Origin of the sequence: Paenibacillus phytorum, assembly GCF_013141715.1 — a bacterium.
GTDB classification, from domain to species: domain Bacteria; phylum Bacillota; class Bacilli; order Paenibacillales; family NBRC-103111; genus Paenibacillus_E; species Paenibacillus_E phytorum.
The window spans coordinates 16,608-39,335 of sequence record NZ_WHOA01000237.1 but is presented as its reverse complement, the minus strand read 5'-3'; the positions used below and the strand labels follow the sequence as shown (position 1 = coordinate 39,335).

At 45.2% G+C, this 22,728-nt stretch carries 21 protein-coding genes; 10 read left to right on the top strand and 11 right to left on the bottom strand.

Annotated features, from left to right (window positions below; genetic code table 11):
- Positions 1-2: 2 nt before the first annotated feature.
- From GC098_RS32650 to GC098_RS32635, 4 genes are all read right to left on the bottom strand, one after another.
- Positions 3-1,373: a GerAB/ArcD/ProY family transporter gene (locus tag GC098_RS32650; protein WP_171648048.1), complete on the bottom strand. Its 1,371-nt coding sequence runs from the start codon at positions 1,371-1,373 to the stop codon at positions 3-5.
- 72 nt (positions 1,374-1,445) lie between these two features.
- On the bottom strand, positions 1,446-1,676 hold the full coding sequence (locus tag GC098_RS32645; protein ID WP_171648046.1) for a hypothetical protein: 231 nt from the start codon (positions 1,674-1,676) through the stop codon (positions 1,446-1,448).
- 2 nt (positions 1,677-1,678) lie between these two features.
- On the bottom strand, positions 1,679-2,851 hold the full coding sequence (locus GC098_RS32640) for a Ger(x)C family spore germination protein (RefSeq protein ID WP_171648044.1): 1,173 nt from the start codon (positions 2,849-2,851) through the stop codon (positions 1,679-1,681).
- The gene (locus tag GC098_RS32635) at positions 2,838-4,490 is read right to left on the bottom strand and encodes a spore germination protein (RefSeq protein ID WP_171648188.1); all 1,653 of its coding nucleotides are present in this window, start codon (positions 4,488-4,490) and stop codon (positions 2,838-2,840) included. Before GC098_RS32635 ends, GC098_RS32640 begins: the two co-directional genes overlap by 14 nt.
- A gap of 228 nt (positions 4,491-4,718) precedes the next feature.
- Here GC098_RS32635 and cls point away from each other — a divergent pair, with 228 nt between their 5' ends.
- The gene (cls, locus tag GC098_RS32630) at positions 4,719-6,146 is read left to right on the top strand and encodes a cardiolipin synthase (protein ID WP_171648042.1); all 1,428 of its coding nucleotides are present in this window, start codon (positions 4,719-4,721) and stop codon (positions 6,144-6,146) included.
- 29 nt (positions 6,147-6,175) lie between these two features.
- Here the strand turns inward: cls and ligD are convergent, their stop codons facing one another.
- Positions 6,176-7,060, bottom strand: coding sequence for a non-homologous end-joining DNA ligase (gene ligD / locus GC098_RS32625; RefSeq protein WP_171648040.1), 885 nt, complete (start codon positions 7,058-7,060; stop codon positions 6,176-6,178).
- Between the two features lie 234 nt (positions 7,061-7,294).
- On the opposite strand from ligD, the gene GC098_RS32620 reads away from it, so the two are divergent.
- The 7 genes from GC098_RS32620 (at position 7,295) to mnmH (ending at position 15,369) form a co-directional block, all read left to right on the top strand.
- Positions 7,295-7,894: a nitroreductase family protein gene (locus GC098_RS32620; RefSeq protein WP_171648037.1), complete on the top strand. Its 600-nt coding sequence runs from the start codon at positions 7,295-7,297 to the stop codon at positions 7,892-7,894.
- A 1,058-nt stretch (positions 7,895-8,952) separates the two neighbouring features.
- Entirely contained in the window at positions 8,953-10,635 is a 1,683-nt protein-coding gene (locus tag GC098_RS32615; protein ID WP_171648034.1) for a hypothetical protein, read from the top strand.
- Positions 10,636-10,792: 157 nt separating this feature from the next.
- Positions 10,793-11,359 carry a sigma-70 family RNA polymerase sigma factor gene (locus GC098_RS32610; protein ID WP_057304934.1) on the top strand — a complete coding sequence of 189 codons (567 nt, stop codon included), beginning with the start codon at positions 10,793-10,795 and terminating at the stop codon, positions 11,357-11,359.
- A 4-nt stretch (positions 11,360-11,363) separates the two neighbouring features.
- Positions 11,364-12,086 (top strand): anti-sigma factor, encoded by a 723-nt coding sequence (locus GC098_RS32605; protein WP_171648186.1) that lies wholly within the window; start codon positions 11,364-11,366, stop codon positions 12,084-12,086.
- An 82-nt stretch (positions 12,087-12,168) separates the two neighbouring features.
- The gene (locus tag GC098_RS32600) at positions 12,169-13,137 is read left to right on the top strand and encodes a ring-cleaving dioxygenase (protein WP_171648032.1); all 969 of its coding nucleotides are present in this window, start codon (positions 12,169-12,171) and stop codon (positions 13,135-13,137) included.
- A 135-nt stretch (positions 13,138-13,272) separates the two neighbouring features.
- Entirely contained in the window at positions 13,273-14,322 is a 1,050-nt protein-coding gene (selD, locus tag GC098_RS32595; RefSeq protein ID WP_171648030.1) for a selenide, water dikinase SelD, read from the top strand.
- Between the two features lie 15 nt (positions 14,323-14,337).
- The gene (gene mnmH, locus GC098_RS32590) at positions 14,338-15,369 is read left to right on the top strand and encodes a tRNA 2-selenouridine(34) synthase MnmH (protein ID WP_171648028.1); all 1,032 of its coding nucleotides are present in this window, start codon (positions 14,338-14,340) and stop codon (positions 15,367-15,369) included.
- 510 nt (positions 15,370-15,879) lie between these two features.
- Here mnmH and GC098_RS32585 read toward each other — a convergent pair.
- Entirely contained in the window at positions 15,880-16,764 is an 885-nt protein-coding gene (locus GC098_RS32585; protein ID WP_171648026.1) for a LysR family transcriptional regulator, read from the bottom strand.
- Positions 16,765-16,890: 126 nt separating this feature from the next.
- On the opposite strand from GC098_RS32585, the gene GC098_RS32580 reads away from it, so the two are divergent.
- Positions 16,891-18,168, top strand: a complete 1,278-nt coding sequence (locus GC098_RS32580; protein WP_171648024.1) for an adenylosuccinate synthase — start codon at positions 16,891-16,893, stop codon at positions 18,166-18,168.
- A gap of 82 nt (positions 18,169-18,250) precedes the next feature.
- Here the strand turns inward: GC098_RS32580 and GC098_RS32575 are convergent, their stop codons facing one another.
- Genes GC098_RS32575 through GC098_RS32555 form a run of 5 tightly spaced genes read right to left on the bottom strand, consistent with a single transcriptional unit; the run spans position 18,251 to position 21,291 of the window.
- Complete coding sequence (locus tag GC098_RS32575; RefSeq protein ID WP_171648022.1) at positions 18,251-18,685, bottom strand: protein-tyrosine phosphatase family protein; 435 nt, start codon at positions 18,683-18,685, stop codon at positions 18,251-18,253.
- Between the two features lie 13 nt (positions 18,686-18,698).
- Complete coding sequence (locus GC098_RS32570) at positions 18,699-19,172, bottom strand: ArsI/CadI family heavy metal resistance metalloenzyme (protein WP_171648020.1); 474 nt, start codon at positions 19,170-19,172, stop codon at positions 18,699-18,701.
- 1 nt (position 19,173) lies between these two features.
- A complete protein-coding gene (gene arsC, locus GC098_RS32565) occupies positions 19,174-19,596 on the bottom strand; it encodes an arsenate reductase (thioredoxin) (protein ID WP_171648018.1) in 423 nt (140 codons plus the stop codon).
- Between the two features lie 24 nt (positions 19,597-19,620).
- On the bottom strand, positions 19,621-20,913 hold the full coding sequence (locus GC098_RS32560) for an arsenic transporter (RefSeq protein WP_171648016.1): 1,293 nt from the start codon (positions 20,911-20,913) through the stop codon (positions 19,621-19,623).
- Between the two features lie 36 nt (positions 20,914-20,949).
- Positions 20,950-21,291, bottom strand: a complete 342-nt coding sequence (locus GC098_RS32555; RefSeq protein WP_376774046.1) for an ArsR/SmtB family transcription factor — start codon at positions 21,289-21,291, stop codon at positions 20,950-20,952.
- Between the two features lie 478 nt (positions 21,292-21,769).
- On the opposite strand from GC098_RS32555, the gene GC098_RS32550 reads away from it, so the two are divergent.
- The gene (locus tag GC098_RS32550) at positions 21,770-22,717 is read left to right on the top strand and encodes an ATP-dependent DNA ligase (RefSeq protein ID WP_171648011.1); all 948 of its coding nucleotides are present in this window, start codon (positions 21,770-21,772) and stop codon (positions 22,715-22,717) included.
- Positions 22,718-22,728 lie beyond the last annotated feature (11 nt).

The following is a 22,728-nucleotide window of genomic DNA, read 5'->3' as shown; positions in this document are numbered from 1 at the left end:
AATCATTTTCCTACTTCTGATTGCTTCGAAAGGTTCACCTCCATATAAGTTGTCAGGACCGTAAGGAATAAACAACAAGCAAAACACATTGCGCAGGCCGTGCTCATGATGGGCTTGTACTTGCCAAAGGCAAGTCCGATGACGATGCAGACAGTGGAGAAGACGATCAGGATATTGCCCAGCCATAACCATTGCTTGTAGGAGAATCGTACACTGGTCTTGGTCATCTGCTCGGGAGGAGTTTTATTAGAATTCCCACTGTCGCTGGGTGAAGCCATTGGATGAGATTGCTTCCGCTGCTTGATCTTCGCGGCAGCGAATAGGATACCGATGACGAAAGGCTGATATCCTAGTACGATGAGCGGCATGCTGAAATTCGCGAAGGCGAGCACCTCAGTGATACTTTTGAACGATAGAATAGTCGTAAGCCCCACCAAGAGGGCAACCTGCTTGTTAATGACGGGATAGTTGCGCTCCTTGATGATTGAGCTAATGCCTAAGAGAATCGCCAAATAAATCGCGATCATTTTGCAACCTAGTACGGGTAACCAGATGGTCATGAGAACGATGTCTAGCCGATCGAGGAAATCCGTCACATGAATCACTTGCACCAAATTGTAAGCGGGATATATGAAGTTCGCTGGCATTTTGGGTCCCAAAACGGTAAGTACCAAAAAAATGAGAAGCGTGAACAGGCAAATACCGAGCAGGGACCCGTGTCGGATCGCGGAACGGATATGATTGGCGTTGTACATCGTGTGCAGAAAGGCGCCGAGAATGAAAATATCACCCGCGCTCCCGATGGCAAGCAGGTTACTGAAGGCCAATTGTTTGAGCGGCATTGTGAGAACGGGCATAGCGAGCTGAAGGTTGAATTCGTTCGACAGCAAGAGCGGCATCGACAAAGTCGCGATGACGAAGAGAGGATAGAACATGTCATTGACGCGAGCGACAATTTCAACGCTGCTTCTCCCAAAATAAATCAGATACAAACAGGGCATCAGAACTAAGATTTCCAAGGGTGTGTTGTGCAGCAACAACGTGGAATTGTATTTCGACGCGGAAGCCATATCCTGCACGAGAATTTGCCAGAAGTGGAATAAAATCAACAGATTTACGGCAGTACCGCCCCAGCGTCCCAACACATGTATGGATATTTCGAAAATGTTCAGCTTGGGAAACATCTTCACTAAATATCCGAAGAAGGCTGCAATCACAAATATATAGAAAACAGATAGGATATAGCTGAACCACGCATCCATCTCACTTACTCGAATCAATACATTTTGCAACGTAAAGATGCCTCCGCTTGTGATGACGGATGAGGCCAGCCACGCCAGCTGTCTCTGGTTAATCACTTGTTTTTTATCCAAGAAAGACACCGCCTTTTCGATTGCTTCAAGGGCTGATCACTGAATCATTGAGTTATTGATGCTAAATTGTAATCAAGTGCCCATTAAATGACTAAACCAAGGGGAGACCGTGTGGATAAAGAAGCGCGAAGGCATCGGAATCGGTACGTGTAAATATTTGCTAATAAAGAGTACGAATGTGACAAAGGTAATTAGCCCATACGTTACCTTTACACTGCCTTTCTGATGCTTAAGTACCTTACGGTCTATCAAAAGGCTGGCAATCATAATGAATAGAAAGCTCAGTATAAATATGCTGTTCATCGCTAGCTCCCATCCTTGATCACATTCTGATTGATAAGACCGGTTTCGGTGATGGAGGCTTCAACCTTGATGCGGAATTCAGCTTCTTTAAACACGTCTCGCCATTGAGGTTTTAAATTGTTGTTCCACACATTTGGATGACTCCGCCAAACGAGTAAACCCAATTGCGCTGAATCGGTCCCTTCCTTTTGCATTTGCTTAATGGCGGCTTGGACGCATTTCTTCACTTGCTCTGCGAATTTACGCTCCACCTTGTGGATGGCCTCCGGCTTGTTGAGATCTTGTTCGGATAAATCTTCACCAATGACCCCTTTAGCCTCTAGAGTAAGTTGAAAGATGACCTTGTCCCCTTGCAGTATAGGTTTGATTTCGGTATGTCCTTCCTTAACGAGAATGGAGATATCTTTGCCTGATTCGAGCGGAAAGGTGAGAAGATGTTCTCTAACACGGTTTCTCATCCACATGAGTCCATTCGCCTCCTGGTTCTTATAAATGCCAACCATTCTGTCTCCTTTGAACTGACCATAACCAACTAGCTGAATTTCTTGAGAGGGCTTCTTAGCTCCTTGGGTTTCCTTGGCTTCGAGGTAACTCAAAATAGGATCACTGTTAAAGCTAAGCGAAAGGCCAATATCCTTCGTGGATGTCGCCATCGCGCGGCGCGATTTGGTTATTTCGCGAATGACTTCGGAGGGAAAACGTTCAAACTTGGGCTCAGCATTCAGCAAGTCGTAGCCTCTGCCCTTCGTCACGACGAGAAAGCAGGTCAGCCGACTCTCCGGTGTCCGTGCCGCATCGTCAAACATGATGCCAATGCCTGCCTTGGCAAGCTTTTCACCTAGGACGATCGTACGCCGATGAGACAGAAACAGTCTGCGCGACATTCGCATCTGCAGTTTGCTTGTTGCGTCGCGTATCGTTGTTCCGACCTCCGAATCGATATAGTAACTTTTACCTCCACTCGTACCGCCTCCACCCCCGCTGGCGCCTCCCATGGAACCGGGGAGGGGTAACATATAAGTAACGCGATACTTGCCGTCGTCCTCCAGATCAATGGAGGAGGTGAGCACAAAGGCGATATCGTTGGTTTCGGTACGATCCCAACAGCCTGTCAGGAATGTCAGCACGAGGGTGATCATCATCCCAAACACAAAAAGACGCCTACGATGAGTCATTTGATTTGCCCTCCTCACTCGCTTTATGCTCATGCTGAATTCTGCTTCCGTCTACGCCTCCGTCCTCCTTGATTTGCTGAGGCAGCTTGTGATCCATGTGCTGTGTGTCTTGAATCGCCATAAATGCAGGACGTTTCTCCATCGCCCACGAAGGAGAGCGAATCAGCGAATCCTGTAAGTCTCCAGCGGATAACGGTCCTAGTGGGGATAAATAAGGCACTCCGAAGGAACGTAAATTCGCCATATGTCCAAATAAAATCATCAAGCAAAAGATAATTCCGTAGAAACCGAATACGGAGGCAACGATTAGAAAAGGAAAACGCAGCATCCGAATGGCGATAGCGCCGTTATAACGGGGGATGGTGAATGAAGCAATCCCAGTAATGGATACGACGATGACAATCGGTGCGGATACGATGCCGGCTTGGACGGCGGCTTGTCCAACAACGAGCGCACCCAAGATGGAGACAGCGGAGCCGACCGCTTTGGGCAATCGAATACCTGCTTCTCGTAAGGCTTCAAATGTAATTTCCATGATGAACGCCTCAACAACGGCAGGGAACGGAATCGCTTCGCGGGCGGCTGCGACACTTAACATCAGTGTGGTCGGTAGTAGTTCATGGTGGTACGTCGTTATAGCGACATACAGAGCAGGTGCCGTCAGCGACAGAAACAAGAAGATGTAACGCAGCAAGCGTAATAGTGTACCGATTTGAAATCGTTCATAATAATCCTCGCTCGCTTGCATAACCTGTATGAATACGAAAGGAACGACTAGCGCAAAGGGTGTGCCATCAACGAGGATGGCCACTCGTCCTTGCAGGAGAGCACTGGCAATAACGTCTGGTCGTTCTGTGTATTGGATCTGTGGAAAGGGCGAATACGCATCATCTTGGATGAGTTCTTCAATCATGCCCGATTCGATAATGGCATCAATCTTGATTTGCTCAATCCGCTTGACCACTTCCTCAACAAGGGAGGGCATTGCCAAGTCGTCGAGATAGCAGATGACAAGAGCGGTATTGCTCTCTTTGCCGACGCTCATGGATTTCATCTTCAATCGAGGCGTCTTTAATTTGCGGCGGATCATAGAGGTGTTCGTGCGAATGCTCTCCACGAACCCCTCTTTCGGTCCGCGAACGACCGTTTCCGTCTCCGGCTCGCCAACGGAGCGCTTCTCTGTACCGCGAATACCAAGCAGAATGGCTTTCGCGTTGCCTTCCACGAGCAGGGCGGTGTCCCCGCCCAAAACAGAAACGAGCAGGTCTCCGTAATTATCGGAGATCTGTGTCTGAGACACCGGCAGTATCGTGCCCGCGATGCGGTCGATTGATGTTTCGCCGCCACCCAGGAGCATTAACGATTTCATCGTTTCGTTGAGCAGTTGGGTGTTGGTGAGTCCATCAACGAAGAGCAGCAATGCCGGAATGTGCGGCTCTATCTCGAATTCACGGACGACAACATCAGAGCATTCCTGAAACATGGCTTTAATAAATTCATGATTTTCATGTAGAAGAAGAGATATTTTAGTTTGCTTAAGCTCTTCGATGAAGTGATAGTCTAACGAATCACTAAGCTCAGATTGCTCATCATTCTCACCCAGCCTGTCTGATGGGCGTTTACGCAGGATACTTTTCATCAATTGTTTGGATGCTTTAACCATGCGAGGGGCCCTCCTGCTGCAATCTGGATGAAGATTATAGGAATGCGTTTCATATTTTTCTCGAAATGAAAGGATTTTATTACGAAAGTTGGAAAATTTTATTCGGTCGAGCCCAAACTGCAGGATGGGTATAGTTGAGTAGCCCTTGGCAAAAGCTATCAGGACAAGAAATTGCGGGGAAATTGGTAGAGGAGGCGGAGCTTTTTGTTGTGGGTTGTGATACTTCTGCTGCTATTCATCTTTCAGACCGCAACGATTCTGATCGGCGAATATAAACGACCAGCTAAAACGGTAGCCTGGCTGCTCGTTTTGTTTATTTTTCCAATCATCGGATTTATCATGTACTATTTCTTAGCTAAGGAATATACCCAAAGGAAAATGGTTCGGCGCAAAGGACGCCGTAAAATGGATGAAATTAAGCATCAATGGATGTATAAGGAATCGGCTGCGATTGCAAGCAATGAGGGGAATTATCAGCTGTTCGATGAGCCGCGACTTGGTGGACTGCTCCATAACATTCCGGGCTCACCCATTACTCCGAAGAATCGAGTTGAAGTGTTGACTAATGGGGAAGTCACTTACGAGGCCATGATAAAGGCGATTGAACAGGCGAAAAGTCATATACATTTTGAGTTTTATACCATCAGACATGATGAAACCGGTGTGAAATTTCAAGAAGTTTTGATCCGTAAGGCGAAGGAGGGTGTCAAGGTCAGAGTTATTTATGACGGGGTGGGTAGCTATACGCTTTCTACGGCTTACATAAATAAGTTTAAGCAAGCTGGGGTTGACGTGCATCCTTTTTTGCGGCCGCTCATTGCCTTCTTCGATAAACGAATGAACTATCGCAATCATCGGAAAATTATTGTCGTTGATGGTTTGGTGGGGTTCGTTGGCGGTATTAATATTGCCGATGAGTACTTAGGGAAAGATCGAAAACTTGGTTTCTGGCGGGACACCCATCTCATGCTGCACGGGGATTCGGTGTATTATTTGCAGCAGACTTTTATAACAGACTGGATGTTCGTTAGCGGGGAGCGATTGTCTGAAGAATCGTTATTTCCTGAGCATAATGAACCAGAAGCTTCGTTGGTCCAGGTTATTTCAAGCGGTCCTGATGCCCACTGGGATGCTATTCAGGAGATGTTTTTCGCAGGTATTATAGCAGCTAAGAAACGAATTTACATGACAACGCCATACTTTATTCCGGATCCCAGTATCACAATGGCACTCAAAACAGCGGTTATCAGCGGTGTCGATGTCCGTATTATTCTCCCTTACAAATCAGATTCCCGAATCGTTCAGTACGCATCACGGTCCTATCTGCTGGAGCTGATGCAGGCGGGGGTTCAGTTCTATTTATATCGCAAAGGCTTCATGCACGCCAAGGTCATGATTATTGACCACTTAATGGCTACAGTAGGAACGGCGAACGTGGATATGCGCAGCTTTTTCAGCAACTTTGAATTGAATGCGGTGATGTTTAATAAGAATGTCATTGAGCGTCTAGAGACTGACTTTTTAATGGATTTGAAGGACAGTGATGAATTGAAATTAGCCCAATTTGAGATGAGATCCCGGATGGAGAAGGGGAAGGAAGTCATTGCCCGATTATTATCCCCTTTGTTCTAAGAGAGTAGTTCTGTGAGAGACTGCTAAAATTATTGAAGACGCTCTAAGATGGCGTTCAAATTTTGTGGAGGAACCTTCTCAATGAGGTCGCCATACATTCTCAAACGGTTCATCACCGTATGTAAGTTGAAATCACGAATACTTGGACGCAGCTCAACCTCTTTCCATAACAGGGGGGTGGACACGGAGGCGTCCTTTTTGGCGCGTGGTGTATAAGGAGCAGATAATGTTTTTCCATACCAGTGCTGTAGGTAGTCTACGTAGATTTTATCACCGCGATTTTTCTTGAACCTTTCGATGGTAAAAAGATTAGGATATTTTTTCACGACAAAGGCACCAATAAAATGACCGATACGGCGAAGCTCTTCAAATGTGTAGCCATGCTGAATGGGGATGTAGATCTGAACACCTGTAGCCCCTGAGGTTTTGGGAACCGACTGTATATGCAGGGAATCCAACACTTCTCCAATGATGTGGGCAGCCTCCATAATACGCGGCTCTTCCTCAAGCGAAGGATCGATATCGATCACCCATTCTGCTGGCAGCGTCTCGCCAATTCGGTGGAAGGAAGGATGAAACTCCAAGCAAGCCAAATTTCCCAGCCAAATCAGAGTGGGTAACGAGTCTAGATTGATGTAATTGATGCCATCCAGCGGCGCCAGCTTCACGAAGTTAGGTACCGGATCGGGGGCGTTTTTTTGATAAAAGGACTTTTCATTATACCCGTTAGGGAAACGAATGGTTGTTAAGTGGCGATTACGGCAATAGCGCAGCAGGAAAGGAGACAACTCGGTTAATTTAGCGAGATAATCGGCCTTGGTAATGCCCGCTTCAGGCCATAAAAGCTTGTTTGGGTTCGTAATCGTCAGCTCATGCCCTTCCACAAGCAGCGTTCCTTTGGTTGTTACCGCCATGTATACTCGTCCCTCCTGATATGGATTTATATCCGATTATTCCCCGTGGGGAGGGATCTCAAACTTCTACGACCTGTTGAAAGGTAATGAAATTATGCTTGACAAAAAGGTGGATTCGTATGATAATAATAAAAGTAAATAACATTTAGTAAGTAACATATGAAGTAGAAGGTAATTCTTATTTGTATATAAAACTTAATTCTATCAGAGGATAGAAGCGGAGGAGAGATAAATATGAGTAACTCATTTTTAGCAGCAGTAAAAGAAAGACGAACGTACTATGGACTGAGCAAAGAAGTGGTCGTTTCGAATGAACGCATCCAAGAAATTGTGAACGAGGCTGTGAAACATACACCGTCCTCTTTTAACTCACAAAGCGCAAGAGTTGTTGTATTATTCGGCGAGCAATCCGATAAATTGTGGAACATTACAAAGGAAACACTCAGAAAGATCGTACCTGCTGACAGCTTCGCGCCAACAGAGGAACGTATCGATAGTTTCAAAAGCGGGTATGGAACTGTGTTGTTCTTTGAAGATGAAACGACAGTAGAGAATCTGCAAAAGCAATTTGCTGCCTATGCTGATAATTTCCCGATCTGGTCCAACCAATCCTCAGGCATGCTGCAATTTGTAGTATGGACGGCACTGGAGCAAGAAGGTCTTGGCGCATCGCTGCAGCACTACAATCCATTGATCAACGAGGAAGTTGCACAAACGTGGAACCTTCCAAGCGAGTGGAAGCTGCTTGCCCAAATGCCATTCGGTAAACCGACCTTTACACCGGGCGATAAAGAGTTTCAACCACTTGAAGACCGCGTGAAGTTTTTCCAATAAGAAATGTAAGATTAACCGTCAATTCGTCCTTATAAAAAAGTCATCCCATTCGTCCTTTGACGTTGGGGTGGCTTTTTGTACGTATAAAGAAAAACCTAGCAGCTTGGAAGCCGAGCACTCGTGAGGTGTAGGTGCGAAAGCGCGGAAATCGAGCTTTCCGCGAGGAGTGACTGAGATAGGCTCGGAAATAGAGCCTAAACGCAGCGAGAATCATGGTTAGGTAGGCGCTTGAAGGTTGAGAAGTCGATTTTCGAGCTTTCGGCTCTTGGTACTTTTTCGACGGTGAGAAGTCCATTTCGGCTCACTCAGCATTCATTTGTCGGTTAACAAGCATCCTTCTGGCTCCAAGAAGTCCTTTTCGGACTTCTCAGCAACACTTTGCTACTTTTCCGACGATGAGAAGTCCATTTCGGCTCACTCAGCATTCATTTGTCGGTTAACAAGCATCCTTCTGGCTCCAAGGAGTCCTTTTCAGACTTCTTAGCAACACTTTGTTACTTTTCCGACGATGAGAAGTCGATTTCGGCTCTCTCAGCATACATTTGTGGTTAACAAGCATCATTTTTGCTTCGAGAAGTCCTTTTCGGACTTCTCAACAAAAGGTGGGAAGTGTGGCGTAGTGGATAAGCGCGGAAATAGAGCTTTCGCAGAGGAGTGACTGGAATAGGTTCCGAAACCGCGATTAAATGCAGCGAGAACCGTTGCGAGGTTGGGTTTGAAGGTTGAGAAGTCGAATTCCGCGCTTTCAGCTAAGTCTGGAAGTACGGCGCAGGTGCGAAAGCGCGGAAAACGAGCTTTCGCTGAGGAGTCACTATGAATAAGCTCTGAAAACGCGCTTTCGCTGAGGAGTGACTGAAATAAGCTCCGTAAACGCGCCTAAACGCAGCGAGAATCATGGTGAGGTAGGCGTTTGAAGGTTGAGAAGCCGATTTTCGAGCTTTCACCATAGCGTATAGTTGCTAAAAAATAAAAATTGTCCAGCTTATCACAAATGATAAAACCGCTTGCAGCTCCGCATCGTTACCTTAGATAGAAAATTTAAGGAGGAGTATTCGAGCATGGGTAATTTTAAAAAAGTATTAGTATCTTCCCTAGTATTACTAGGTCTTATGGCGGGAGTGACGGCTCTATCAGCTGTTGCGGCTGAGCCTCTGAAGGTCAAATCCGAAACGGATATAGCAGGGGATATTGGTATCCTCCAAGGAGAGGGCAACGGGCTGACGGCTGAATACTTAAACAAGCCAACTATAAGGCTGCAAGCCGCGGTGATGTCCCTAAGATTAAAAGGATTGGAAGCCGAAGCGTTAGCTTTCACCGGAACAACTAGCTTTAAGGATGCTAGCGGCGTTTCTAAAGAGAACCAAGCGATCCTAGGTTATTTGAAAGCACATCCTGATTTAGGCTGGCAGGGAACCGGCGATGATAAATTCGAACCGCTCGCAGGAATTACAGCGCAGCAGTATTATAAGGTTCTGTTGGAATCGCTAGGCTACACACAAGGCACGGATTTCGAGTACGCGAACGTATTTACTTTTGCCGGTAAAAATGGCTTATCGAAAATTGCTAATGTGAAGCAGTTCAAAAACTTACATATCGCTACAGCAACCATCGAAGCTCTGAAGGTGCCAATCAAAGGAACTGCGAAAACGCTAGGTGCTGATTTGACGGATAAAGGTAAAATCAGTGCGGCTAAGCTAGAAGTGCTCGCGAACGCAGAACTCAGCTTGAAGCAAAGCGATACGTTGGGTAGTTATCTAACGGACTCCAAAGGAATGACGCTTTACTATTTTACCAAGGATGCAGCAGATGTTAATTCCTGTGTGGGTCAATGTTTGACCAACTGGCCGATCTTTAACGGCAATAATTTCACGGTTCCTGCAGAGTTTAGCGCAGCGGATTTCAAAGTGTTCGTGCGTGCTGACGGCAAAGAACAACTCACCTATAAGGGCTGGCCATTATACTACTTCGTTAAAGATCAAAAAGCTGGAGATACCACAGGAGATAACGTTGGTAAGGTCTGGTTCGTTATTAAACCCTCGAACGGCGGGGTGGCGCTAGGTACCAAAACCGATCTAGGCAATTATTTGACAGATGCAAACGGCATGGCACTTTACTACTATGATAAAGATACGAAGGGCGTCAGCAATTGCTCCGGCAAATGCTTGGAGAAATGGCCATTATTCTACGCACCGAATATTGCACCTCCAACAGAAGTTAATTCAGCAGATTTCGGCACTCTCATTCGTGCAGATGGCAAAATGCAAACAACGTACAAAGGTTTCCCTCTGTACTATTGGGTAGATGATAAGAAAATGGGCGACACGTTAGGTCAGGATGTTGGTAAAGTCTGGTACGTGATTGACCCTGCGAAATTCAGTGGCACCAAGGCGGCGAATACATCTGTAAAAACAAGTAAATCCGACGCTCTTGGCACGTATTTGGTGGATCAGAACGGCATGGCTTTGTACTTGTTCACAAAAGATAAAGCGGACCCTAACTCTTGTGTAGGCCAATGTTTGGTTAACTGGCCGATCTTCTATGATGCGAACCTTACGGTTTCCACGGATCTAACTAGCAGTGATTTCGGTACTCTTACTCGAAACGATGGCACGAAACAAAGCACGTATAAAGGCTGGCCGCTTTACTACTGGATCAAAGATCACAACCCTGGCGATACGACTGGACAAAATGTAGGAAAAGTCTGGTTCGTCCTCGATCCAGCTCAAACCACAGCAAGATAACTTCCTAGTCGACCCTGTAGGTTTATTGCGCTCCAACATGCTGGCAGATTCAGCGACGTTGGGGCGCTATTTTTCTATAAAGCTATTGCCAAGAAGTCTAGCTGGCGATAAGGTAGAAAGATAATAAACTTCATTTCGACTCGGGGTGTACCGAATTATGCGAAATCGAACAGATGGTGAGCTCATGAAGCTAGTGATGGCTAAGCACCATCCTGCCTTAGAAGAGCTTTACGATCGCTATGCGAAGCTGGTGTATTCATTTGCGCTGAAATCCATGAAGGAAGAGCAAGCGGCCAGAGAAATTGTCCAGCTTGTTTTCACACGTCTTTGGACCACAGAAAAGGGCTTTGACGCAAGCAAAGGTGCATTCGTCAATTGGGTGATCACGGTTACCCGTAATATCACCATCGATTGCTTGCGCAAGAAGCGCAGACTCGATCAAGTGATCCAATTTGAGCCCAGAGAGTGGGAACATACGCTCATTTCAAGCGATCCTGATCCAGAATCGGTTATGTCACGTAAGTGGATTGGAGAGCAAATTCAAGAGGCTTATGTGCATTTGTCGGATAGCCAAATTCAATTGATCGACATGATGTACTGGCAGGGCTATTCTCTAAGCGAAATTGCGACTCAAACGAATGAGCCGCTCGGTACGATAAAAAGTCGTTTGCATCAAGGTTTGAAAATACTTCGGAAGCATCTGACATCACTGAGGGAGGGATGACGTAATGAAAGAACAGGAGACTGTGGAATGCAGTTATCTTGTCAATTATTTGACAGGTGATTGCACGGAGTGGGAACGCGCTGCTTTCGAACGGCATCTGCGAACTTGTGTCACATGCCGGGAAGAATTAAGCGAGCTGCAGGAGGTCTGGCAGGCACTTCCTTTTGAGATGGAGGAAGTAGAAGTCCCTTCGGATTTGAAGCAACAGGTTATGCAGTCTATTATCCCGACCCAACTGAAGGCAATCAAGAAAAAGAAGAAACGTTCGTATAAATGGGTATATGGCGGAGCTGCTGCGATTATCTTAGGCCTCGTTGTAGGTGTATGGTGGAACAATCAACAACCAAAAAACTTTTCAGCCAACCCTTCTTTAAGTCAACCTGCGGAAATCGTGCATACGTTCCAATTGAAATCCGTTGAAAGTACAATGCCAACTGCCTCTGGCACAGCTTATGTGCTGCAAAATGGCGATATCCACAATGTGGTCATTAATCTGCAAGGTCTCAAGGAAACCAAAGGGGATTGGGCCTACCAGGTGTGGTATAACCGAGGCGGGAAGCGATACAATTGCGGGACGCTCCGTGTAGACGAGAAGGGTACTGGTGTGCTGACATACAGTATCCCTGTGAAGGTGAAGGATTTCCAAATTGACTCCTTTGGCGTTACGTTAGAACCGGATCCAAATGGTTTGCAGCCGCGCGGTAAGAAGATACTGGGAACTTCGTAGTTCATATTACGAATAGGTTAAGGTTAGACTACTTGTTGTGTTTGATCAGAGGTCTGAGCATTTGTAGAGAGGACGGATAGATTTGAACGTCAAAGGTATTCATCATGTAACCGCGATAACAGGGGATGCAGCAGCGAATTTCCAGTTCTACACCGAGGTGCTTGGCATGCGGCTTGTCAAGAAAACAGTCAATCAAGATGATACAACGGCATATCATTTATTTTATGGGGATGAAAAGGGGAATCCTGGAACAGAACTCACCTTCTTTGATTTTCCGGGAGTTGGGCCTAATGTTTTAGGAGTAGGCAGTATTTCAGGTACATCCCTTCGTGTAGCGAATGACGATGCGCTTTCATATTGGGTAGACCGATTCAAGGAACATGGTGTAAAGTACTCCCCTGTGGAGGATTTTGCGGGACGCAAAGTCATTTTTTTCGAGGACCCGGAAGGTCAGCAGCTAGCCATCGTTTCCGATGAAAATAATACAGGTGTTAAGGCCGGAAAGCCGTGGGAAAAAAGCCCGGTTCCTGTCTCATACGGTATTACCGGACTAGGCCCAGTGCTGCTGACCGTACAGAAGCCGGAATTCACATTGGAAGCACTTCGCATACTAGGCTTCACTGAGAAAGAACGCATTCCCGCACTTACTAAAGGACAAGAAGATATCATTGTCTTGCAAGTAGGCGAAGGTGGGTCAGGGGCCGAAGTGCAAGTCGAGCCACGCAGCGATCTGCCGGTTACAAGTCAAGGCAGCGGCGGCGTTCATCACGTTGCTTTCCGTATTGAAGACAAGGAAGAACTGCTGGCTTGGGCTGAGATCCTTAACCAAGCTGGATTACCTAACTCAGGCTTTGTAGAACGATTTTACTTCCGTTCTTTGTACTTCCGCGAGCCGAATGGCATTCTCTTTGAACTAGCCACCGATGGTCCTGGCTTTGCTATGGATGAACCCCTTGAGACGTTGGGCGAATCTCTTTCCCTTCCACCATTCTTAGAGAACCAACGTGTTTCCATTGAAGCAAACTTGAAGTCGCTGCATACGAAACGTTGATGACCAAAAACGAACATTTCTGCTCTGTGATTCAGCTCACAGATAAGAGATGTTCGTTTTATTTTATGATTGGCGTCAAATCGGTTATCATGGAATACATACATAGCATGAAAATGATGAAGGGATAGATGCCAGATGACAACAGGGGATAAAATCAAACTAACCTCTTACTCCACGAAAGGTGGATGCGGATGCAAAATCGGTCCGGGAGATCTTTCTCAAGTGATAAAATCTTTGCCGCCTACAGTTGCCAACCCCAATCTTCTCGTTGGGATAGATACTAGCGATGATGCAGGGGTTTATAAATTAACTGAAGAGCTTGCGCTCGTTCAAACTGTAGATTTCTTCACTCCGATCGTTGACGATCCCTATTCATTCGGACAAGTAGCTGCGGCGAATGCCATCAGTGATATTTATGCGATGGGCGGTAAGCCATTAACGGCATTAAACATTGTTGCTTTTCCGATTAAAACGCTTCCCAAGCAAGTGCTTGCCGATATTTTGCGTGGCGCTGGAGATAAAATGCAGGAAGCAGGAATTACACTAGTAGGTGGTCATTCCATTGATGATAACGAGCCGAAGTTTGGACTCGCCGTCACGGGATTAGTGCACCCAGGGAAAATTCGCACCAATGCAGGAGCTAAGCCTGGAGATAAATTGATCTTAACAAAGCCGATTGGTGTAGGTATTCTGACAACCTCGATCAAAAAGGATCGATTGAATGAAGAAGAAATTCAGCGAGTTACGCAGGTGATGGCAACGCTGAATAAGACCGCGGCAGAAACGATGGAGCCTTATAACGTTCATGCCTGCACAGATGTGACGGGCTTTGGTTTAATGGGGCATTCTCTGGAAATGGCCAAAGGCAGCGGCGTGGGTATTCGCATAACTGCGCAAGATGTACCTGTATTGCCGCGGGTGCGAGAGCTGGCCGAAGAGGGATTCGTTCCTGGGGGTACCAAGAACAACTTCGCTCACGTACAAGAATCGATCACATTTGCTGAATCGTTGGATCAAATTAGTCAATGGATTTTATGCGACGCGGTCACCTCAGGTGGTCTCCTCATCTCTGTCGATGGAGAGCAGGCTGATGAATTGCTTCGCAAACTGAAGGATGCAGGTGTAGAAGCGAGCTTAATTGGTGAAATCACCGCAGAACATCCTGGACGTATTGTTGTACTTTAAAGGAGCGAAAATCCATTGTTTCAAGATATCACCATCGAAGAATTACTAACCCTGCAAAATAAAAAAGAGATCATTCCGATCGACGTTCGTTCCTCTTCCGAATTTGAAGATGGCACATTCCCCGGCAGCTTGAATATTCCCATATTTGAGGATGCAGAGCGTGCCGAGATAGGTACCCTCTATAAGCAAGTGAGCGTGCAAGCAGCTAAGGATAGAGGGCTGGAGATCGTTTCTGCGAAGCTGCCCGCTTTTGTGAAGACTTTCGAGCAAATCAAGGAACCGAAGGTCGTTTTCTGCTGGCGCGGCGGGATGAGAAGTAAAACAACAGCAACTGTTTTGTCGTTGATGGGCATTCGGGTTTACCGCTTGACCGGAGGTATTCGGGCTTATCGGAAGTGGGTTGTAAGTACACTAGAGCAGCTTGGAGATTTTAAGCCGCCTGCACACGTTATTCTGGGAAACACGGGAACGGGGAAAACAGCTATTTTACGCAGTCTTTTGGAAGAAGGCTATCCTGTCTTGGATTTTGAAGGGATGGCGGGTCATAGAGGCTCCATTTTTGGAGAAATTGGCCTAAAATCTCATAACCAAAAGACATTCGAATCCTTACTCGTCGGACAACTGTTGAAGCTTGAAACAGCGCCTTACGTTTTAATAGAGGGAGAAAGCAAGCGAATAGGCAAAGTCGTTCTTCCTGAGTTTCTCGTTCAAAAAAAAGAAGCCGCCAAGCAGATTTTTATCGAAATGCCCATCGAAGAACGTGTTCAGCATATTATTGAGGATTATAAACCTTTCGAACATCAGCCGGATATTTTACACGCGTTTAAGCATATTAAAGACCGCATCCATACCCCAATAGCCAAAGAAATTGAGACAAATCTTCAGGAACAGCACTATGAGAAAGCCGTCAGGCTGCTTCTGTTGCATTACTATGACCCGCGCTATGAGCATGCGATGAAGCAATATGAACAAGACCGAGTCGTTATCAAGGCTGGAAATAGGAAAGAAGCAGTCGAGGCTGTGAAAAACTATTTGTCGGGGATTTAGAAGGCGGCTATGGCGAGGAAAAGAGGGGCTGTCCCAAAAGGGTTATAATCCTTGAGGGGTATCTAGCTTAAAGATGGTTACACGTATCCATAAGGACTTCCGCCAATAGGGGGAGGTCCTTTTGGTCATATCAGAATTTATATGTTTAGGGTTTGGGGGAAGCAAAGCTAAGCGCGTTTTTGAGCTTATTCAGAGCAGACGCGCAGGATGGTCTGCTGAGAAGTCGATTATCAGCTTCTCAGACTCAGTCGGCTAACTTCGGCTCGCAGAGCTCTCACGGAAAGCGCGGTATTCACGTTTTTTGGTCATAGTTGTTCTAACGGAACGACAAGCCGCTAAAGTGGATGAAATGAGTTAATCATTGAATTAGTGGAACGAGAGGGCTTTATCTGATGAGATTTGAGCTATTGTTGGCGATAAATCCTCATATAGGGATCTTTGGTTGGAGACCAAAGTCCCTCCTTATTAAACGCAGTCGCCCATCTTTGGATGGCTTCGATAGAGGTTTTCTCACATTTGTCTTAAAGTATCATATACATGAGTCGCAGCAGCAGATAGGGGTGTGCTCTTTAATTTAATAATACCAACTTTTCTGGCTGGAATCGGTGTTGTTAACTGAATTTCATACAATGTTTCGTCCAAAAGTTCTTGATTGACAAACTCTCTAATTCCGCAAGCAATACCGAATCCATTTCTAGCAAATTCGATCAGTAAATCAACACTTCCAAGCTCAATCTCGGGCTTCATGGATAAACCATGCTCTTCAGCAAAATGATCTAAGTAGGCGCGAGTGCTGCTGCCCTTTTCAAGAAGAATAATCGGATACTCGAGCAACTTCTGAAGAGAAATAGGGATCTCTGCAAGCTGCTTGTACGCTGCCCCTGTTAAGAAGCAGTCATGAATGACAATGCTTTCTTGAATGGAAATATGAGGGTCAGAAATAGGGAGATTGACGATACCTAGATCAATTTTCCCCTCTTTTAGCAGAGTAATGGTCTCCGTTGTGGTTCTGTTCGTTACTTGTATCTTTACTTTGGGGAACGATTCGTGAAACTGCTTAAGATGCGGCAACAGAAAATGTTTACAAAGCGTATCACCAGCTCCGATTTTCACCTCTCCGTGCGTAAGTTGATGCATCTCCATAATCTTTCTTTCACCATTAAGAATAAAATGATAAGCCTGCTCAATATAGGTGAAAAGCTCGCGACCCTCCGTTGTTAGTGTCACTCCTCGAGATGTGCGGAAAAATAATTGCCCACCCAGTTTTGCCTCTAATTGTTTGATCGAATGCGTAACAGCTGGTTGTGTCACAAATAGTTCATCAGCTGCCTTGGACAGACTTCCCGCTTTTGCCGTGATGTAGAAGACTTGATATAGTTCCATATTGTGAATCATCGTTCGTTCACCTCCAGGATATCAATATTGTTAATACCTATTATAAGTAATATTAATTTTTTTAATATGAACATTGTCATTATACTTAGTTGTAGGGAGTTATTTCAATGGGAGGTTGATCTTAAGATGACGATTACAGCTATTGTGGGAGCGAATTGGGGAGACGAAGGCAAAGGAAAATTAACAGATGTGCTTGCCGTTCATTCCCAGTTTGTAGTTAGGTACCAAGGAGGGAGCAATGCTGGGCATACGATTATTAACGACTATGGAAAATTTGCGCTGCATATGCTGCCTTCAGGAGTGTTCTATCCAGGGACCACGAACGTAATTGGACCAGGTGTTGCCTTAAATATGAGTAAGCTGCAAAGTGAATTTCAGGAATTAGTGAAGCGAGGCGTACCAGAGCCTAAGATATGTATTTCTGAACGCGCGCAAGTTGTGCTTCCTTATCACATTCTTTTCGATGAGTTGGAGGAGGAACGTTTAGGGGATAGGAAGTTTGGGTCCACTAAGCAAGGGATTTCGCCATTCTACGCGGATAAATATGCGAAGCTTGGCATACAAGTGTCCGAATTATTTGATGAAAGTCATTTAAGATCAAAGTTAACTAGGGCTTTGGAGTCCAAAAATATACTTCTCACACATTTATATAAAAAGGCTCCCCTGGATGTAGATCAGCTTGTTGATGAAGTGCAGAAGCAAGCGGCATTCATTCAGCCATTTGTATGCAATACGACAACATTGCTTCAAGAAGCATTTGCAAAAGGACAATCGGTATTAGTTGAGGGACAGTTGGGAGCGTTACGAGATCCTGACCATGGTATTTATCCTTATACGACATCTTCATCCACATTGGCTGGATACGCTGCTGTTGGGGCAGGCGTTCCTCCATATGCCATTAAGAAAGTTGTCGCTGTAACGAAGGCTTATTCAAGCTGTGTCGGCGAAGGGCCATTCGTATCAGAAATTCATGACGAGGCTGCTCATGAGTTGCGCACGCGTGGCGGGGATGCAGGAGAATTCGGTGCAACAACCGGCAGGCCAAGGCGCGTAGGATGGTTCGATGCCGTTGCGACCAAGTATGGCTGTCAACTGCAGGGCGCAACCGAGGTTGCCCTAACTAATCTAGATGTACTGGGCTATCTGGAGGAGATTCCAATATGCAACGCTTATCGTATTCAAAATGAGATTAGCATGGATTTCCCGCATACTTCACAATTACAGCAAGCAGAGCCAGTTTATGAAAAGCTGCCGGGTTGGAAGTGTGATATTTCACATATTCGTACTTTTAAGGATCTCCCAATTGAAGCTCAAAATTATGTACTTCACATTGAGAAATTGATTGGTGTACCTATTCGCTGGGTCTCCATTGGACCGAAACGCGAACAAATTATTGAAAGATAAGCAGCGTTAAAGAATAGCAAAAAACTAGGCCTCTAAGCAAATTTGCTCAGGGGTCTAGTTTTTATGGTTTATTTATTAAATTTTATCTATTAAATATTTTCTCAAGAGCCTCACGTTGAGGGGCTCTAACATTCACAACAGGGCGAATGCTTTGAGCAATTTTCTCCGCTTCTTCAATGGTCTGGCTTTTGCCCAATGTTATCAAAGTGCCAATGGCCACAGCACCGGTACGGCCTTTGCCGCCACCACAGTGAAAGCCAACCTTTTTGCCACTTTTATAAGCCTCTACAACGTGATCGATTGCTTGCTGGAAAAGCTGATCTTGTGGTCCCTCGGCGTTGTCTCCAAGGGGTACTTTAATCCATTCGACGTTACCGGCTGGGAAAGCACACTCCGTGGCTTCTCCACGTAGATCAACAATCACTTCAACATTCTCGTTCTTGACCATGTCCTCAACGTCAGAGGCACCGCCAAAGAAGATCTTATCTTCGATTAAGGCTTGATAATTTTTCGGCATAGATACGCCCTCCTTATTTTTTCTTAAATGGTGTGAATTCTATAGTTGCTTTTACAGGTGCGGACGGTGGTGCACAGCATAATGAGGCATCCAATGGCTCTCCCGCGGATTCAAATTCGGAATCTTCTTTGGTATAAAAGATTTCCCAAGCGTTTCCGTCGGGATCATATACCCAAACCTTATCTTGAACAGCATAACAGCAGGTCGTGTTCATTTCGTCGGTAAGAAGTAGGCCACTTTGTCTCAAACGCTCACCCATCTGCAGTACGTCTTCTGTGTTATCCACTTGGAATCCCAAATGATTGAGAACGCCGTTTTTCTCGAACGGTCTGACATTCAAAGAGAAGTGAAGAGCGGGGCTCTCCAGCTCGAATTTCGCGTAGTTGTCTTTGACTTTCGTCGGCTCAGCGCCGAAGAAAGCGCGGTAAAAATCTAACGACTTGTAAAGATCAGAGCAATTCACAGCAACGTGCATTCTTTTGATCATCTTAGTTACCTTCTTTTACGAACTGCGTAATACGAGCTTTAATGGCATCGCGAACCTCGCGGAATTTGGCTGTAATTTCTTCTTCTGTTCCTGTTGATTTGGCCGGGTCATCGAAGCCCCAATGCCATCTTTCGGCTTTATCATTACGCACAACAGGGCAGTTGTCATTGGCATGACCGCACAATGTAATAATGTAATCGGCTTGACTCAAAATTTCAGGGTCAATCACATCAGAGGTATGAGTAGAGATATCAATGCCATCCTCTTTCATCGTGGCAACCGCTCTTGGGTTTAGACCGTGGGCCTCCAGACCGGCACTTTTCACTTCATATTTGTCACTGCCCAAAGCATTCAAATAACCATCTGCGATTTGACTCCGGCAAGAATTTCCCGTGCATAGAAAATATACGATTTTTTTGTCCATAGTGAACATCTCCTTAAAGGTTGATTATGAAACTACGTTTAACCATAGGTACAGACCAATTAACGTGATTAACAAAGTTGGGATCGTAAGGATGATGCCTATTTTAAAATAGTACCCCCAGGTGATTTTCACACCTTTTTTGGATAGGACATGGAGCCATAATAGAGTCGCGAGCGAGCCGATTGGTGTAATTTTAGGCCCTAAATCGGAGCCTATGACATTGGCATAGATGAGAGCTTCACGAATGATTCCTTCTGTTTGAGTGCCCTTGATCGCTAGCGCATCAATCATAACCGTCGGCATGTTATTCATAACCGAGGAAAGGATAGCAGCCAGGAAGCCCATCCCTATGGTGGCAGCGAACAAGCCTTGTCTTGAAATGGTGTCAATTAGTTCTCCAAGAGCATTGGTTAAGCCAGCATTCTTTAATCCATAAACAACTACGTACATGCCGATTGAAAAAATCACGACAGCCCATGGCGCATCTTTGATGATTTTTTTGGTTTCGATCACCTTGCTCGATCGGGCAATCAGAATGAAGTTTAGTGCAGCGGCCCCGGCTATGATGGAAACAGGAATTTTAATAAACCCACTGATTAGGTAAGCAGCTAATAGGATCCCAAGAATGACCCAAGATAATCGGAATAGCTGAATATCCTTAATCGCATCAGAAGGACGCTTAAGCTGAGTGACATCGTAGTTTTGAGGAATGTCTTTTCTAAAATACAGGAACAGCACAAGCAAACTAGCAGCTAATGAGATTAGACTTGTAATAAACATTCGGCTAGCATAGGTGACAAAATCAATACCGAAAAAGTCAGCCGATACGATGTTCACCAAGTTGCTCACAACGAAAGGAAAGGATGTCGTATCTGCAATAAAACCACTGGCCATAATGAAGGGCAGAATCATTTTATCTGGAAATTTCAAGGCACGAACCATAGCTAGAACAATTGGCGTTAGAATTAGCGCGGCGCCATCATTGGAGAAAAATGCAGCAACAGCGGCCCCGAGCAGGATGACATAGACGAACATGACTTTCCCGTTCCCTTTGGCAATTCGTGCCATATGAAGGGCAGACCATTCAAAGAATCCAATGTTGTCCAAGATGAGGGAGATCAGAATAATGGCGACAAAAGTCAAAGTCGCATTCCACACAATGCCAGTCACAGTGACAACATCATTCAGAGAAACAACTTGAAAGAGCAGTGCAAGAATGGCACCTGCTGATGCGGACCATCCAATATTCAGCCCTCGAGGCTGCCAAATAACGAAGGTCAGTGTAAGTAAAAAGATGATAACTGCTAAGTAAACCATGTGTTCCTCTTAAACCTCCTTAATAGTAAATATCTGCTAGTCGCAGAAATTGAGCTGTTCGCAAGATATGAGATCTACCTTTTCTTTTTGAGAAGGCAAATATTGAAATAATACATGCAAATAGGGCTTATCGTCAATGTTTAAGGAATAATAGACCCATTGCCCCTTCTTGGCTTCCTTAACCAAGCCGCCGTCCTTCAATTTCCGCATATGTTGACTCACATTAGGCTGGCTGGTGTTCATGATTTCCACAATTTCGCACACGCAAAGCTCGCGTTCCTTAAGAAGCGAGAGAATCGTGAGCCGCATTTTATCCCCCAGCAGCTTGCAAACGTCCGCGACTTTTTCTAATTCAACCAAAGCTGCACGCTCCTTCATAAGACGTAAAGTACAAGAATTTTCTTTGTCATTTTCTCAATTACCTATTCATTTGTCAATGCTTATATAATTACTTAATTATATGTTGATGAGTGTTTGCTTTTTTATTTTAAGCAAGCAGGATGATTAGGATGCTTTTGAGTCTAGCATTTATCGGCTTATTATGAGCGAAAGTTGTACAGTGTACAACAATTTCTTTCGTTTCTTCTCATCAAGTTGTAGATGTTGTACGTTGTACAACAATTCAGCCATATTTCATGCTATGAGGCTACTTTTAGGAGTAAATGGTGTATTTTCTGCAACAATTCTGAAAATAACGCGGAATTGTGCTTACTTATTGTTGTATGAAGTACAACATGTTTTGGGGGTAAACTTGGCTTGAAGCAAACATTGATCGCCTTGGCAGCTAGTATAGTTGGTTTGTTCTATTTTAATAATGGCAACAATGAAGAGAACAAATCAAACATGGGAGAACCACATGGAACTTAAGCCCGTATTACCTTTCGAGCCGATCAGCACTGAAACCATTCCAACATCCGATAATTGGGTGGCCCAGATTAAATGGGACGGCGTCAGAATGCTAACCTATTTTGATGGAAATGACGTTCGTTTAGTGAATCGCCGATGTAATGATCGTACCAAGCAGTACCCCGAGCTGCTAGAAATTAAAACATATTGTTCGGCTTCTTCCGTCATCTTAGACGGGGAAATCATAGCATTTGATCAAAAGAAGCCTGCCTTTCACGAGATTATGAAGAGGGAATCTTTGCGGAAAAGTCAAAGCATAGATAGAGCGGTCACGCAGACGCCCATTACATATATGATTTTTGATATCCTCATGTACAATGACAAGTGGGTCTTGGATAAGCCATTATCAGAGAGACAGAAGATCCTCCATGAAGTGATTACCCCTTTGCCCCAATTTCAAATTACGCAAAACATTGCGGACGGAAACAAACTCTTCAATGTTATGAAGGAGCATGGTATGGAGGGGGTTGTATGTAAGGATCTCAAAAGTACTTATGCCATTGGGGGAAAAGACAGTCGTTGGGTGAAGAAGAAGATTTTCCGTGACCTATTTGCTGTGATTGGCGGGGTAACGACTAGGGCCGGAGTTGTCAATGCGATATTGCTAGGGTTATACGACAAAGAAGGCCGTTTTATCTATATAGGCCACGCTGGCACAGGGAAACTAAGCAGGGAAGATTGGCGTCAATTGACGAAGATCATTGAACCGATGACGACGCCACAAAAGCCATTTATCAACGAACCTGAGCGGAGTAAAGAAGCCATTTGGACCCAACCCAAGTTAACGGCGAAAATCCAATTTCTTGAATGGACTCCCCACGGAACGATGAGGCATCCCAGCATTCAAGCTTTCGTTCAAATGGATATAGCGGATTGCACCTTCGCACAGAATATGTAGATGATACAACA

What these genes read in the sequence shown, in the direction of transcription:
- GC098_RS32645 (WP_171648046.1), bottom strand. Translation starts at nt 1,676, where the DNA reads ATGAACAGCATATTTATACTGAGCTTTCTATTCATTATGATTGCCAGC.
- GC098_RS32640 (WP_171648044.1), bottom strand. Translation starts at nt 2,851, where the DNA reads ATGACTCATCGTAGGCGTCTTTTTGTGTTTGGGATGATGATCACCCTC.
- GC098_RS32635 (WP_171648188.1), bottom strand. Translation starts at nt 4,490, where the DNA reads ATGAAAAGTATCCTGCGTAAACGCCCATCAGACAGGCTGGGTGAGAAT.
- ligD (WP_171648040.1), bottom strand. Translation starts at nt 7,060, where the DNA reads ATGGCGGTAACAACCAAAGGAACGCTGCTTGTGGAAGGGCATGAGCTG.
- GC098_RS32620 (WP_171648037.1), top strand. Translation starts at nt 7,295, where the DNA reads ATGAGTAACTCATTTTTAGCAGCAGTAAAAGAAAGACGAACGTACTAT.
- GC098_RS32615 (WP_171648034.1), top strand. Translation starts at nt 8,953, where the DNA reads ATGGGTAATTTTAAAAAAGTATTAGTATCTTCCCTAGTATTACTAGGT.
- GC098_RS32610 (WP_057304934.1), top strand. Translation starts at nt 10,793, where the DNA reads ATGCGAAATCGAACAGATGGTGAGCTCATGAAGCTAGTGATGGCTAAG.
- GC098_RS32605 (WP_171648186.1), top strand. Translation starts at nt 11,364, where the DNA reads ATGAAAGAACAGGAGACTGTGGAATGCAGTTATCTTGTCAATTATTTG.
- selD (WP_171648030.1), top strand. Translation starts at nt 13,273, where the DNA reads ATGACAACAGGGGATAAAATCAAACTAACCTCTTACTCCACGAAAGGT.
- GC098_RS32585 (WP_171648026.1), bottom strand. Translation starts at nt 16,764, where the DNA reads ATGATTCACAATATGGAACTATATCAAGTCTTCTACATCACGGCAAAA.
- GC098_RS32580 (WP_171648024.1), top strand. Translation starts at nt 16,891, where the DNA reads ATGACGATTACAGCTATTGTGGGAGCGAATTGGGGAGACGAAGGCAAA.
- GC098_RS32575 (WP_171648022.1), bottom strand. Translation starts at nt 18,685, where the DNA reads ATGCCGAAAAATTATCAAGCCTTAATCGAAGATAAGATCTTCTTTGGC.
- GC098_RS32570 (WP_171648020.1), bottom strand. Translation starts at nt 19,172, where the DNA reads ATGATCAAAAGAATGCACGTTGCTGTGAATTGCTCTGATCTTTACAAG.
- arsC (WP_171648018.1), bottom strand. Translation starts at nt 19,596, where the DNA reads ATGGACAAAAAAATCGTATATTTTCTATGCACGGGAAATTCTTGCCGG.
- GC098_RS32560 (WP_171648016.1), bottom strand. Translation starts at nt 20,913, where the DNA reads ATGGTTTACTTAGCAGTTATCATCTTTTTACTTACACTGACCTTCGTT.
- GC098_RS32555 (WP_376774046.1), bottom strand. Translation starts at nt 21,291, where the DNA reads ATGAAGGAGCGTGCAGCTTTGGTTGAATTAGAAAAAGTCGCGGACGTT.
- GC098_RS32550 (WP_171648011.1), top strand. Translation starts at nt 21,770, where the DNA reads ATGGAACTTAAGCCCGTATTACCTTTCGAGCCGATCAGCACTGAAACC.